Source organism: Pseudomonas sp. GM18, from assembly GCF_000282195.1.
Taxonomy (GTDB): Bacteria; Pseudomonadota; Gammaproteobacteria; order Pseudomonadales; family Pseudomonadaceae; genus Aquipseudomonas.
In genome coordinates, this window is sequence record NZ_AKJT01000024.1 from 1 (window position 1) to 12821 (window position 12821).

Genomic DNA, 12821 nt, shown 5'->3' on the forward strand with positions numbered 1-12821 from the left:
GGCTGCGTAGCAGTCGTAAACCATGAATGCACAGTGTGCCTGACGGAACGCAGTGACTGATTTTACGACTGCTACGCAGCCGAACGCAGGCTTCGCCAGCTGCTACAAGACCCTGCGAAGTCAAAACCGTGGTTTGACCGTCTTCCACTCCGGCTTATAACGCTGCATCTGCTTCACGTCATCGCGCTGGCGAATGCCGCAGGTCAGGTATTGATCGTGCAGCCTGGCCAATTGATCGTGATCCAGCTCAAGGCCCAAACCAGGCGCACGGGTGATTTTCACGCAGCCATCGACGATCGGTAGTTTGCCGCCCTTGATCACTTCTTCGTCCGGTTCCTGCCAGGGGTAATGGGTGTCGCAGGCGTAATCGAGGTTGGGCACCGAAGCGGCGACATGCGCCATGGCCATCAGGCTGATGCCCAGGTGCGAATTGGAATGCATGGACACGCCAAGGCCGAAGGTGTCGCACATTTTCGCCAGCACCTGGGTGTCACGAAGGCCGCCCCAATAGTGATGATCGGCGAGCACGATCTGCACGCTGTTCAGGGCCACGCTGCGGCGGAATTCATCAAAGTCAGTGACCACCATATTGGTCGCCAGCGGCAGACCGGTGCGTTTGTGCAACTCGGCCATGCCGTCGAGGCCCGGCGTCGGGTCTTCGTAATATTGCAGGTCGTCGCCCAGCAGCTCCGCCATGCGAATCGAGGTTTCCAGCGACCAGTTGCCGTTCGGGTCGATGCGCAGCGGGTAACCGGGGAAGGCCTTTTTCAGTGCCTTGATGCACGACACTTCGTGCTCCGGCGGCAGTGTACCGGCCTTGAGCTTGATGCTCTTGAAACCGTAGGCCTCAATCATGCGCCGGGCCTGGGCGACGATCTGCTCTTCGTTCAGCGCCTCGCCCCAGTTGTCCGGTTTATACGGTGAGTCGATGTGTTGCGCGTACTTGAAGAACAGATAGGCGCTGAACGGAATTTCATCACGAATCGCCCCGCCCAGCAGGTCCACCAGCGGCACGTTGAGCGAGTGCGCCTGGAGATCGAGAAACGCCACTTCGAACGCCGAATACGCGTTACTTACCGCTTTGCTGGCATGGGAACCGGGGGCCAGTTCCGCACCGGCGATGCTCTGGGTTTTGTTCGCCGCGACGGTGGCCTGCACGATGGCGCGCAACTGGTTGAGGTTAAACGGGTCGAGGCCGATCAACTGATCTTGCAGTTGCTGCTGGATCGCCAGTGCCGGGGCGTCGCCGTAGCTTTCGCCCAGGCCGATGTAGCCATTGTCGCTCTCGATCTCGATGATCGAGCGCAGCGCGAAGGGTTCGTGAATACCGCTGGCATTGAGCAGCGGCGGATCACGGAAGGCGATGGGGGTGACGGTGACTCGTTTGATTTTCAAGAGGCGGCTCCCTTTGGCTTGGCATTCAAGGCTTGATGACTGACTGAATTTTTTGCTGCTGCATTTTTCGGCGTCACGGCTTCGACCGGTTTACCGGTGAGTGAACGGTGCGTATCACCACGGGGGGCCGTACGGGCAAAAAAGATCACCACGGCCGCCACCAGCGAGGTCGCCGCCAGGCCGTACAAACCGCCTTCGATGGAACCGGTGGTCTGCTCCAGGAAACCGAACGCGGTCGGTGCGACGAAACCGCCGAGGTTGCCGATGGAGTTGATCAAGGCGATTACCGCCGCGGCGATACGCGCATCCAGATAGCCTTGGGGAATCGGCCAGAACAACGCCGAAGCCGCTTTGAAACCGATGGCCGCGAAGCAGATGGCGACGAAGGCGAAGATCGGCCCGCCGGTGGTGGACATGAACATGCCGAACGCAGCAATCACCAGCGTTACGGCCACCCAGGCTTGCTGGTATTTCCATTTGCTGGCCATGGCGGCGAAGCCGTACATCGCCAGGATGGAAATGATCCACGGGATCGAGTTGAACAGGCCGACCTGGAAGTCGCCCAGGTTGCCCATCTTCTTGATCATGCTCGGCAGCCAGAACGTGGCACCATAAATGGTCAGGGCGATGGAAAAGTAGATGAAGCAGAACAGCGCGATTTGCTTGTCGGCGAGCAATTTGAACATCGACGGTTTGACCGTCTGCACGGCTTCGCGAGCCTGTTGTTCCAGGGTAATGGCACTGACCAGCGCGTTCTTTTCTTCGGCGCTCAGCCAGTTCGCCTGACGCGGATGGGATTGCAGCCAGAACCAGACGAACCCGCACAGCACGATGGAAGCGAAGCCTTCAATCAGGAACATCCACTGCCAGCCATGCAGGCTCAGACCGCTGACATGCAACAGCGCGCCGGACACCGGACCGGAAATCACCGAGGCAATGGCCGAGCCGCTGAGGAAGATCGCCATGGCCTTGCCCCGCTCCGTCGACGGTAGCCATTGAGTGAAGTAATAAATGATGCCGGGAAAAAAACCCGCCTCGGCGGCGCCAAGAATGAAGCGCAGCACATAGAAACTGGTTTCGCCGCGCACGAAGGCCATGGCCATCGCCGCCGCACCCCAGGTGAACATGATGCGCGTCAGCCAGGCACGGGCGCCGTAGCGTTGCAGCAGCATATTGGAAGGCACTTCGAAAATGGCGTAACCGATGAAGAACAGTCCGGCACCCAAGCCATAGGCCGCGGCGCCGATGCCCAGGTCGGTTTCCAGGTGGCTGCGTACGAAGCCGATGTTGACCCGGTCGATGTAATTGACGATGAACATCACCACGAACAGCGGCAGCACATGGCGCTTGACCTTGGCCGCTGCTCGGGCAAGGACGGTGGAGTCCGGCGGACTCAGATGGTTATTCAAGGGGCGACTCCCGTTCATTGTTTTTTTAGGGGAGAGCCGATCATGGACGCACCTATTGATCCCGTCTAATCTAACTTGGCATTCGATTGATACCTGGATTAGATCAATGTTCGAACTGACGCAACTGCGCTGCTTCACCACCGTGGCCACCGAACTCAACTTCCGCCGCGCCGCCGAACGGTTGAACATGACTCAACCGCCCCTCAGTCGGCAGATTCAACTGTTAGAGCATCACCTGGGCGTCGAGTTGTTCACCCGCAGCACCCGCAGCGTCGCCCTGACCGCCGCCGGCCGCGCGTTCTTCATCGAAGCCCAGAACCTGCTGGAGCGCGCCCAGCAAGCAGCCGTCACCGCCCGGCGCTTCGCCGAAGGCGATATCGGTTCGGTCAACATCAGCTTTGTCGGCAGCGCGGTGTACGAATTCCTGCCCAAAGTCATTGCCGAAGCACGGCTCAAACAGCCTCAGGTCAAAATCGATCTGTCGGAAATGAATACCTATCAGCAGCACGAAGCCCTTCGCGCCCGTCGTATCGATCTGGGCATCGTCCGGGCGCCCTTGCTGGAGCCGGGCTATGCCACTGAATGCCTGGTGCGTGAACCCTTTGTGTTGGCCGTGCCCAGCAACCATCGGCTGGCCAGCGCACAAACCGTGTCCGTCAAAGACCTGGATGCACAACCGTTCCTCATGTATTCCCATGCGGCCTATCCGCCGTTCAACGAACTGCTGACCGGCATGCTCCGCTCGGCCCGCGTTGCTCCGGAATACGTACAGTGGCTCGGCTCATCACTGACGATTCTGGCGCTGGTCAACGCCGGCATGGGCCTGGCCCTGGTGCCGCGCTGCGCCACCAGCGTGGTGTTCAAGAACGTGGTGTTCCGCGATATCGATCTGGGGGAAGGTGTGCAAAGCGAGCTGCATTTGATCTGGCGCGAGAACAATGACAACCCGGCGTTTGCGATGTTGCTGGAGGGGATTCGCAAGGCGGTGCGGGAGGGATGGGGGTCGTAGGAGCGGCTCCTACGACCGGCGAATTACCGTTGCGCCAACTCATGCCGGATGCATTGCTCGTAATACGTTTGCTTGATGCCTGCAGGCTTGAGACGCGAAGGGCTGTTATAGGTTTGCTCCGTGATACCCATGGCCGTCATGCGCATCCACGGCCGGGGAAACTTGCGCGATTGCAGCTTCTTGCGTGCCCCGTAAAGCGTGAGCCCGGACAGTTTCGAGGCTTGCGCGCCCTCGGCTATTTCCGAGCCCCAGCTGCATACATAGCGAGAGTTCTTGCTCAGTTCCTTTGCCTGGGCTCCAAGCGAGATAGCCACCAGGACAAACGTTGCAGTCATCCATACCAAAGTCCGCATATCGCCAATGCCTAACCTGCTGAAAAGAAAGCAAGTCTGACAACGAACCGGAGATCGGGGGGCCAGCAGTTTGCCTCATTTCATCACTGATTCTCTCTGCCAGGCCCGATGTAAAAGATCGATGACTTCCTGGTCCGACGTCTGAGTAAAGTCCGTGTACCAATGGCCGATCGATATCATCCAATCGGGGATGAGCGGACAAATCAGCTCGTCCACTTCGTCACGCAGCGCCTCTGCCGTTTCCATGGGGGCCACCGGCACGGCAACGACGATGCGCGATGGCGCGTGCAAGCGCACGGCCTGTATCGCGGCCATCATCGTGGCCCCTGTCGCCAGGCCGTCATCGATCAGAATCACCACTTGATCCTTGAGCGCCAAAGGCCCACGGGATTCCCGGAATACCTGCTCGCGACGCAACATTTCCTGCGTTTCCTTCGCCACCACCACGTCGAGCGTACGCTGGTCGATGCCATTAGCCCGCAGCGCATCGTCATTAACGATTTGAATGCCACCGCTGGCGATAGCGCCCATGGCGAATTCCTGGTGGGACGGCACGCCCAGCTTGCGGACCAGCATCAGGTCCAGGCGAACCTCCAGGGCCGTGGCCACTTCATAGGCGACCGGCACGCCGCCACGGGGCAAGGCGAGGATGATGACATCGGCTCTTTTAGCGTATTTAAGCAACGGTTCCACCAGGCTTCGGCCGGCATCAACCCGGTCATGCAAGATGGTTTGCAATGAAGGACTGTGATTCATCTGAAAACCTCCCTGGGGCGGGAGCCCCAAAACGGGCAAGTCAATTTCGCTAAAGATGCTCGCGACTACACCGCCAGAACGCTGCAAGGCACCTGATACAGAATATGCTCGGTTGTGCTGCCGAGCAGTTTCTCCAGGCTGCCGTATTGCGTTCTACCCATCACGATCACATCTATCTGGTGTTCGTGGGCGAACTCACTCAGCGCCGACACAGGATGCCCCGTGAGGAAATGCCGGCATTCAGGGGGTACACCGAACCGGGCGGCCAGCTTGAGGAATGAGGTTTCCAGGTCCTTGCGCAATTCCCGGGTAAGCTCCGATAGCGTCAGGCCACCGCCCAGATCCGCCAGAAAAGCGGCCGGAATGTCACACGCGTACAGCAGATGCAACTCGGCATTGCATTGCAGCGCAAGGGCAGACGCCTGCAGGATGATCCGGTCATTGAGTTCGCTATTCGAAGGCTCGGTATCGACAACATCAACCGCGGCCACCACCTTCTGCGGCAAGGCATGGCTTTGGGCCCCCACCAGATAGACCGGCACCGGACAATGGCGCAATAAACGCCAGTCCAGTGGCGTAAAGAACGCACGCTTGAGCACGGGCTCATGCTGCACTTGCTTGATCAACAGATCGGGGTGCATTTCCGTGACGTGATCAAGGATGTCCTCGCGCATGTTGTCAGCCCAGGCGACCTCGGTTGTCACCTCGATCCCCCTGCCCTGCATCTTTTGCGCCTGCTCCTTGAGCCAGTCGTGGTGTTCCTGCAGGTAGCTCGCCCGTGCCACTTTCCGGTCGCCCTCTTCGAGCAACGACAGAATGTCCAACGAGGGGATCAGCGCAGCAATATGCAAACTCGCCCCACTGGCCTTGGCCACGGCAGCGGCATGGTTGAGCGCGGGAGACTGGCGCAGGAGCGGGTTGATGATCAGTAATAACCGTTGATACTGGCTCATGATCTGACTCCGGACAGCGATGGCGTTTTCGCCAGGTCAACAACCCGGCGTTAGCCCAGACTCCTCCCTTAAAGTCTCTTGGGCCTTGATTCATATCAATTCCCTGTGGGCGGCATTGAAGGTGCTCACTTGGGAAAGAATAGTTCACAACGGTGTTGTGGGAATGCCCACCGGATGGTCGATGGTCGGGGTTTGAATGTGACTCGACCATGGGTCACCCAGTCCCAAAAACAAACAACTCCAACATGGCCTCGATAGCATGCACCCGCAAAGACTGACCCTGCACAATGAGTTGCACGCGCGCCCTTCGCTGTATTTCGACGAGCCCGCCCATGTGTTTCATCTGGCGTTTCTGGCTAATGACGGGCAATGCGACACCCTGCTGAGTCGCTGCTGCCCCGGCCCCGTCGACCCGGATGCGGCCCAGGGCATCACCAGGCTGGAGGGGCATGCCTTGAAGTGGGAGCGGCACGCGGAGTTCCTGACGCTGACGCTGGTGGTGCCCTCTTCCAGTCACGAGCCCTACTGGAGCCAGCCGCCCAAGACCTTGATGGACCGGGTCGAACCCTTCATGCAGCACGTAATCAACGCCGTGCAGATTGTGGTGCGCAACGACGCGTCTTTTTCCGGCGACCTGTCGGTTTATGGATTCAAAGACCCTTGTGGCTCATGCATAGGCGGTGGCGATGCGACGGTCTGGAGCGATTTTCGCCTGAGCGAGGACGGCACCAACCGTTTCCTCTTCGTCAACAAGCGCCTGAATGCCTATCGCCAAGGCCGGATGATCCGCCGTCTGCTGGAAATCGAAACCTACCGCATGATGGCGTCGCTTTCCCTTACCACCGCGAAAACCTTGAGCGTTCAGCTCAACGTCTTCGACAAGACATTGGTCAACCTTTCGGAGCGTAACGCCGGCCCCGATACCGGCAATGCCAAAGAGCTGCTGACCGACATCGCCAGCCTGTCAGCGCAAGTGGTCAGCAGCACCGCGAAAACCCGACACCGCTTCAGCGCCACCCAAGCGTATGCCCAGCTGGTTTTCGAGCGTTTGGGCGAACTCAGGGAAACTCACGTAGGTGATTGTCAGCGGCTGGGTATCTTCATCGAAAGACGCTTCAAACCCACCGTCAGGTACTGTGACGTCACCGAACAACGCCTGGAGCAACTGGCCAAAAGCGTAGCCAATCTCGGGGATCTGCTGCAGGCGCGGGTGCAGGTTGAAATGGAAGAGCAGAACTCGGAAATCCTGAGAAGCCTGAACGCTCGCGCCGATACCCAAATCAAAATCCAGCGTGCAGTCGAAGGCTTGTCGATTATCGCCATCACCTATTATTTGCTGAGCCTGTTCAAGCTGTTCTACTCGGGCCTGCACACCCTTGGCGCGGACATTTCCGCGCGGGACGCCATGCTGGCCATGACTCCGCTCGCGCTGTGCATCCTGCTGTTTATTTTGATCAGGATCAGAAAGGCCAAAGAACACTGATCAATCGGCTGGCGGCGTTCAAGGCTTGCGCAACAGGTAGGTATCCATGATCCACCCGTTCGCCAGCCGCGCCGCCTTGCGCACCCGCTCAATCTCATCGGCCACGTCTTTGAGCTTGCCGCTGATCAGGATTTCATCCGGCGTCCCCAGATAAGCCCCCCAGTAAATCTCTGTCTCCCGGTCGGCCACGTGATGGTAGGCATCTTGTGCATCCAGCATCACCACCAGGCTGTCGGCATCGCTTACCTGGCCGGCCGCCAGCCGTCGGCCGGTGGTGATTTCAATCGAGCGGCCGATGCTATTCAGTGGCACCTTATGTTGCGCCGCCAACGCCTGCACGCTGGTGATGCCGGGGATCACCTCGAACTCGAACGCACAACGACCTGACGCCAGAATCGCCTGCAGGATCCGAATGGTGCTGTCGTACAACGCCGGATCGCCCCACACCAGAAAACCGGCGCACTGGTCGTCGGTCATTTCCTCGTTGATCAGCCGCTCGAACGTCTGCTGCTTGGCACGGTTCAGGTCTTCGACGCTGGCGTTGTAGTCCACATCGCCGCGCTCACGCTCCGGGCTGTGGGCTTCGACGAAGCGGTAGTCGTGATCGGTGATGTAGCGCTCGCAGATCTCGCGGCGCAGGTCGATCAGTTTGTCTTTGCTCTGGCCCTTGTCCATGAGGAAAAACACGTCGACCCGGTTCAGCGCCTTCACCGCCTGCATCGTGATGTAGTCGGGGTTGCCGGCGCCGACACCGATGACCAGAAGTTTTTTCATCACAGCGCTCCTTCAGGGTCCATGCCCGTCAAGCGTAGCCGCCAGCGACCGTTGAACCGCAATTCGATGGCCGACAACGGTTCGACGTCGATCTGGTTGAACGCCGCGCCCTGCAACACCTGCATTAGCGCGGCGCGAATGACAAACGGATGGGTGATGGCAACGATATGCCCCGGCGTTGCCTCGAGGGTCTTCAACCACGCGGCTACCCGCTCGCCGAGCTGCACCACCGATTCTCCACCGTGGGGCGCCGACGTCGGGTCGCTGAGCCAGTCCTTGAGCGTCTCGGGTTCGGATTTTTGCAGGTCGTCGATCGACGTGCCTTTCCAGCGTCCGAAATCGCAATCCCCCAGTGCCGTGACAATCTCCACGTTGTCGCCAAACAGCTCAGCGGTTTGCCGGGTCCGCAGTTCCGGGCCGCAGAGCAGGCGTGGCGCTCGCTTGAACTGACGACAGCGCGAGCCCTTCGCCGATTGCCAATCCATTTCCACGGGTTCATTCGTAGGAAAACGCGCCAGTTTCTGCGCGACGGTTCGAGCGTGGCAAATCAGGGTCAAGCGGGTCGCCGGCACGGAGGATCTCTCTGTCGATGGGATGAAAAACGGCACGATGCCGCGAACAATCGGCTCATTGTGCCGCAAGCGCACTCTGGGCGCCTTCCTCGTAGCAGCTGTCGAGCTTGCGAGGCTGCGTTCGCCGGTAGCAGCTGTCGAGCTTGCGAGGCTGCGTTCGGCTGCGTAGCGGTCGTAAACCCTGAGAGCACAGTGTGTCTGATGGACCGCAGTGCCTGATTTTACGACCGCTACGCAGCCGAACGCAGCCTCGCGGGCTCGGCAGCTGCTACGGCTCGGGCTCGCAGCGCCCATTTTATTCCTGAGCAGGATCGATATCTCACACCCCTATGGGCGATGTCTTACACAGCCTGTCGACATCCACGCAGCCCCGCACGCACGGGGGTTTTGCCCCATTTTAGTGCTTTGAAAATCCGCACAAAAATTCACTAGACATGTAGCGTGCGTTACATAAATACTAATTTGGTGATTTATGAAATGAAACCGACACCCCCATCCAGCAGGAGCCCGGATGCCCCCTCTCAGAGACCTGATCACCGATCCCGGCCTGGACCTCACGCCATCGGATCGCAAAGTCATACGTGCCTTGCTGGACCAGTACCCGCGTAACGGGCTGGGACCGATGTCACGTTTGGCCGAACATGCAGGTGTCAGCGATCCGACCATTGTGCGACTGGTCAAAAAGCTTGGTTTCAGCGGTTACGCCGATTTTCAGGAAGCCTTGCTCAGTGACATGGATCACCGCCTGCGCTCCCCCAGCAGCCTGTTGCAACCCCGCGCCCAACTCAAGAAAGATGACCCCTGGAGCCACTATCTGGCGGACAGTCATCGGGCACTGGTAGAAACCCAGGCGCTGACCCAACCCGAAGATGTACGCATTCTGGTGGAATGGCTGCTCGACACCCGCCACCAGATCCATTGCTTCGGCGGTCGCTTCAGCGGTTTCCTCGCCAACTGCCTGCTCAACCACCTGCGCCTGCTGCGGCCCGGCTGTTTCGCCCTGGAAGACAACTCGCAATTGCCGGACCGATTGTTCGACGTGCAGCGTCAGGACGTGTTGCTGGTGTTCGACTATCGCCGCTATCAGTCCCAGGCCCTGCGGGTTGCCAACGCCGCGAAGAGCCGACATGCGCGCGTCGTGCTGTTCACCGACATCTACGCATCACCGCTGCGGGAAATAGCCGACCTGATCATCAGCGCACCGGTGGAATCGGCATCGGCCTTCGACTCGATGGTGCCGGCGCTGGCCCAGGTTGAAGCACTGATTGCCTGCCTGACCCTGCGCAGCCCGGATCTGGCCGATCGCCTGGAAGGCATCGATGCCCTGCGAGCCGACTTCGACACTCACCTGCTGGAGGATAAATAAGGATGTTCATGCTCCCCCACCATTCGCCCCGGGACTTGCCGTTTGCCGCCGATCACACCGCGCTGTTGCTGGTGGACATGCAACGTGCCTGGCTCGAGCCGCAGTTCGACCCGCACCTCCACGAGCCGGATGCTGGCTACTTCCTGGCCCGCGTCCGCACGCAGGTGGTGCCCAATCAACGCAGGCTGCTCGACGCCTTTCGCAGCGCCCGGCAAAACGTGTTGCACACACTCATCGAAAGCCTCACCGCCGATGGCCGCGATCGTTCGCTGGATCACAAACTCTCGGACATACACCTGCCCAAGGGCAGCTCGCAAGCGCAAATCATCGAAGAGCTGACGCCGACCGAAAACGAAATCGTGCTGCCCAAGACTTCTTCCGGGGTGTTCAACTCCACCAACATCGACTACGTGCTGCGCAACCTTGAAACCCGACACCTGATCATCGCCGGCATCGTCACCGACCAATGCGTCGACATGGCCGTGCGCGACGCCGCCGACCGTGGCTACCTGGTGACGTTGGTCGAAGATGCCTGCGCCACTTACACCGAACAGCGGCATCACGCCTGCCTGAACGCCATCAAGGGTTATTGCTGGATCACCGACACCCAGACCTTGCTCGGCCGGTTGCAGGAGATGCAGCCATGAACGAACGCCTGTTGCCGCTGCCCATGACCACCATCGTCACCACCGACCTGATCGGCGTGACACGCGGCCGTTCCTTCCCCACCGACGAACTCGATGCCTATCAAGTGGCCGGTTGCGGCTGGGTGCCGGCCAACAGCGCCCTGACCCCGCAAGACATCATCGCCTCCAGCAACCCCTGGGGCGCTTATGGGGATTTACGGCTGATTCCCGACTTGAGCAGCCGCGTGACCGTCAACAACGGCCCGGATGCCAATGCCCCAGCGCTGGACTTCATTCACGGCGACATTCGCGAAACCGACGGCCGTCCGTGGGGCGCCTGCCCGCGCACACTATTGCGCAACGAGGTGGAGCGCTATCGCGAAGAGCTGGGTTTGCAGATCAACGCCGCGTTCGAACATGAATTCAACCTCGACAGCGGCGCGGCGGAGCACTTGGCGTTCTCCCTGGAAGCCCAGCGCCAGGGTGCCGGATTTGGCGGCTGGCTGCTCAGTGCACTGCGTGCCGGCGGTGTGGAGCCGGAAATGTTCCTGCCGGAATACGGCAAGCACCAATACGAAATCACCTGCCGCCCGGCCCTTGGTGTCGCTGCCGCCGACCGCGCGGTGAACGTGCGCGAGATCACCCGAGAGATCGCCCGGCAAATGGGCCTCAACCTGAGTTTCGCCCCCAAGACGGCCGAGCATGCCGTGTGCAACGGCGTGCATTTGCACGTGAGCCTGCAAGACCTGGCCGGCCAACCGGTGATGTATGACGCCGACACCGCCAACGGCCTGTCGACCCTCGGCCAGCATTGGGCCGCCGGCGTTCTGCATTACTTGCCGGCGCTCTGTGCGTTCACCGCGCCGACGCCGATCTCCTATGAACGCTTGCAGCCCCATCACTGGAGCGCTTCCTACGCCTGTCTCGGCCAACGCAACCGCGAAGCGGCGCTGCGGATTTGCCCGACCGTCAGCCTGGGCGGCAAATCCGTGGCCAAGCAGTACAACCTGGAATTTCGCGCCATGGACGCCACCGCCTCACCGCACCTGGCCATGGCTGCATTGCTGATCGCCGGGCGCCTGGGTATCGAGCAGCGCCTGGCGTTGAACGCGATCACCGATGAAATCCCTGACTCCCTGAACGAAGAGCAACGCCAGGCCCGCGGCATCGTCGCCCTGCCCGCGTCGTTGTCCCTGGCACTGGATTGCCTGCGCCACAGCGAGGCGCTGATCGAAGCCCTGCCAAGCGCCTTGCTGGACACCTACTTCGCCCTGAAAACCGAGGAATTGACGCTGACGGAACAGCTCTCGCCCGCCGACCTCTGTGAGCACTATGCGCGCCTGTACTGAATCCGCCGAACTGGGCCTCTACACCCAGCCTGCCTACACCCTGAGCCGGGAAGCTTCCGAGCACCCGCTGATTCTGGTGTGTGAACACGCCAGTCGTTTTATCCCGGACGGGTTAAACGACCTGGGCCTGAGCGACGAGGCCGCCCGCGAACACATCGCCTGGGACATCGGCGCCCTGGCGCTGGCCGAGGGCTTGGCCGAAGCGCTGGGCGCGACCCTGTTGGCGGCCAACTATTCACGGCTGTTGATCGACCTCAACCGCCCGCGTCATGCGCCGGACAGCATCCCGTTGCAGAGCGAGATTTATCAGGTGCCGGGCAATCGCGATCTGGACGAGGCCACCCGCGAATACCGCCGGCACTGCCTGTTCAAACCGTTTCATGCACGCCTGCAAACCTTGATCGACACCCGCGTGGAGCAAAATAAACCGGTTCGAGTGGTGGGGATTCACAGTTTCACGCCGATATATTACGGCCAGCCACGGCCGCTGGAAGTCGGCGTGCTGTACGGGAAGGCTTGGGAGTACGCCCAGCGAGTAATCGACGGGCTGAGCCGGCATCCATTGAAAGTCGCCGGTAATCAGCCGTACAAAGTCGATCCGCTGGGTGACATGACCGTACCGGTTCACGGCGACGCACGCGGGCTGGACTCGGTGCTGATCGAGGTGCGCAACGATCTGCTGCGCACGCACGAGGACGTCAGTCGCTGGACCGACTATCTGGCGCCGCTGCTATAGCAACAGCTTCAAACTCGCAGCGTGCAGCTGCTTTCATATC

Annotated in this window: 13 protein-coding genes; 6 read left to right on the forward strand and 7 right to left on the reverse strand. The window is 60.3% G+C overall.

What is annotated here, in order from left to right:
• Nucleotides 1-120: 120 nt before the first annotated feature.
• On the reverse strand, nt 121-1395 hold the full coding sequence (locus PMI21_RS22905) for a glucarate dehydratase family protein (RefSeq protein ID WP_007934955.1): 1275 nt from the start codon (nt 1393-1395) through the stop codon (nt 121-123).
• Nucleotides 1392-2804: an MFS transporter gene (locus tag PMI21_RS22900; protein ID WP_007934957.1), complete on the reverse strand. Its 1413-nt coding sequence runs from the start codon at nt 2802-2804 to the stop codon at nt 1392-1394. The genes PMI21_RS22905 and PMI21_RS22900 overlap by 4 nt, the downstream gene beginning before the upstream one ends.
• 106 nt (nt 2805-2910) lie before the next feature.
• On the opposite strand from PMI21_RS22900, the gene PMI21_RS22895 reads away from it, so the two are divergent.
• The gene (locus PMI21_RS22895) at nt 2911-3813 is read left to right on the forward strand and encodes a LysR substrate-binding domain-containing protein (protein ID WP_007934959.1); all 903 of its coding nucleotides are present in this window, start codon (nt 2911-2913) and stop codon (nt 3811-3813) included.
• 23 nt (nt 3814-3836) lie between these two features.
• On the opposite strand, the gene PMI21_RS22890 is transcribed toward PMI21_RS22895, so the two are convergent.
• The 3 genes from PMI21_RS22890 to PMI21_RS22880 form a co-directional block, all read right to left on the reverse strand.
• Nucleotides 3837-4166 carry a hypothetical protein gene (locus PMI21_RS22890; protein ID WP_007934961.1) on the reverse strand — a complete coding sequence of 110 codons (330 nt, stop codon included), beginning with the start codon at nt 4164-4166 and terminating at the stop codon, nt 3837-3839.
• Nucleotides 4167-4241: 75 nt separating this feature from the next.
• Nucleotides 4242-4922: a phosphoribosyltransferase gene (locus PMI21_RS22885; protein WP_007934963.1), complete on the reverse strand. Its 681-nt coding sequence runs from the start codon at nt 4920-4922 to the stop codon at nt 4242-4244.
• A 65-nt stretch (nt 4923-4987) separates the two neighbouring features.
• Nucleotides 4988-5875 (reverse strand): universal stress protein, encoded by an 888-nt coding sequence (locus PMI21_RS22880; protein WP_007934965.1) that lies wholly within the window; start codon nt 5873-5875, stop codon nt 4988-4990.
• Between the two features lie 259 nt (nt 5876-6134).
• Here PMI21_RS22880 and PMI21_RS22875 point away from each other — a divergent pair, with 259 nt between their 5' ends.
• Nucleotides 6135-7358: a DUF3422 domain-containing protein gene (locus PMI21_RS22875; RefSeq protein WP_007934968.1), complete on the forward strand. Its 1224-nt coding sequence runs from the start codon at nt 6135-6137 to the stop codon at nt 7356-7358.
• Between the two features lie 18 nt (nt 7359-7376).
• Here PMI21_RS22875 and cobF read toward each other — a convergent pair whose 3' ends face one another.
• Complete coding sequence (gene cobF / locus PMI21_RS22870) at nt 7377-8132, reverse strand: precorrin-6A synthase (deacetylating) (RefSeq protein WP_007934970.1); 756 nt, start codon at nt 8130-8132, stop codon at nt 7377-7379.
• Entirely contained in the window at nt 8132-8704 is a 573-nt protein-coding gene (locus tag PMI21_RS0127880; RefSeq protein WP_033063825.1) for a histidine phosphatase family protein, read from the reverse strand. Before PMI21_RS0127880 ends, cobF begins: the two co-directional genes overlap by 1 nt.
• Before the next feature lie 511 nt (nt 8705-9215).
• Here PMI21_RS0127880 and PMI21_RS22865 point away from each other — a divergent pair.
• From PMI21_RS22865 to PMI21_RS22850, 4 genes are read left to right on the forward strand one after another with little or no spacing between them, the layout of a single operon-like run.
• Nucleotides 9216-10070 carry a MurR/RpiR family transcriptional regulator gene (locus tag PMI21_RS22865; protein ID WP_007934974.1) on the forward strand — a complete coding sequence of 285 codons (855 nt, stop codon included), beginning with the start codon at nt 9216-9218 and terminating at the stop codon, nt 10068-10070.
• 2 nt (nt 10071-10072) lie between these two features.
• Nucleotides 10073-10717, forward strand: coding sequence for an isochorismatase family cysteine hydrolase (locus PMI21_RS22860; RefSeq protein WP_007934976.1), 645 nt, complete (start codon nt 10073-10075; stop codon nt 10715-10717).
• The gene (locus PMI21_RS22855; protein ID WP_007934977.1) at nt 10714-12045 is read left to right on the forward strand and encodes a glutamine synthetase family protein; all 1332 of its coding nucleotides are present in this window, start codon (nt 10714-10716) and stop codon (nt 12043-12045) included. Before PMI21_RS22860 ends, PMI21_RS22855 begins: the two co-directional genes overlap by 4 nt.
• Nucleotides 12029-12781 (forward strand): N-formylglutamate amidohydrolase, encoded by a 753-nt coding sequence (locus PMI21_RS22850; RefSeq protein ID WP_007934979.1) that lies wholly within the window; start codon nt 12029-12031, stop codon nt 12779-12781. Before PMI21_RS22855 ends, PMI21_RS22850 begins: the two co-directional genes overlap by 17 nt.
• Nucleotides 12782-12821 lie beyond the last annotated feature (40 nt).

Bases quoted from the DNA above. Each gene is read 5' to 3' on its own strand.
- PMI21_RS22890 (WP_007934961.1), bottom strand. From the start codon at position 4,166: ATGCGGACTTTGGTATGGATGACTGCAACGTTTGTCCTGGTGGCTATC.
- PMI21_RS22875 (WP_007934968.1), top strand. From the start codon at position 6,135: ATGCACCCGCAAAGACTGACCCTGCACAATGAGTTGCACGCGCGCCCT.
- PMI21_RS22860 (WP_007934976.1), top strand. From the start codon at position 10,073: ATGTTCATGCTCCCCCACCATTCGCCCCGGGACTTGCCGTTTGCCGCC.
- PMI21_RS22855 (WP_007934977.1), top strand. From the start codon at position 10,714: ATGAACGAACGCCTGTTGCCGCTGCCCATGACCACCATCGTCACCACC.
- PMI21_RS22880 (WP_007934965.1), bottom strand. From the start codon at position 5,875: ATGAGCCAGTATCAACGGTTATTACTGATCATCAACCCGCTCCTGCGC.
- PMI21_RS22895 (WP_007934959.1), top strand. From the start codon at position 2,911: ATGTTCGAACTGACGCAACTGCGCTGCTTCACCACCGTGGCCACCGAA.
- PMI21_RS22865 (WP_007934974.1), top strand. From the start codon at position 9,216: ATGCCCCCTCTCAGAGACCTGATCACCGATCCCGGCCTGGACCTCACG.
- PMI21_RS22850 (WP_007934979.1), top strand. From the start codon at position 12,029: ATGCGCGCCTGTACTGAATCCGCCGAACTGGGCCTCTACACCCAGCCT.
- cobF (WP_007934970.1), bottom strand. From the start codon at position 8,132: ATGAAAAAACTTCTGGTCATCGGTGTCGGCGCCGGCAACCCCGACTAC.
- PMI21_RS22885 (WP_007934963.1), bottom strand. From the start codon at position 4,922: ATGAATCACAGTCCTTCATTGCAAACCATCTTGCATGACCGGGTTGAT.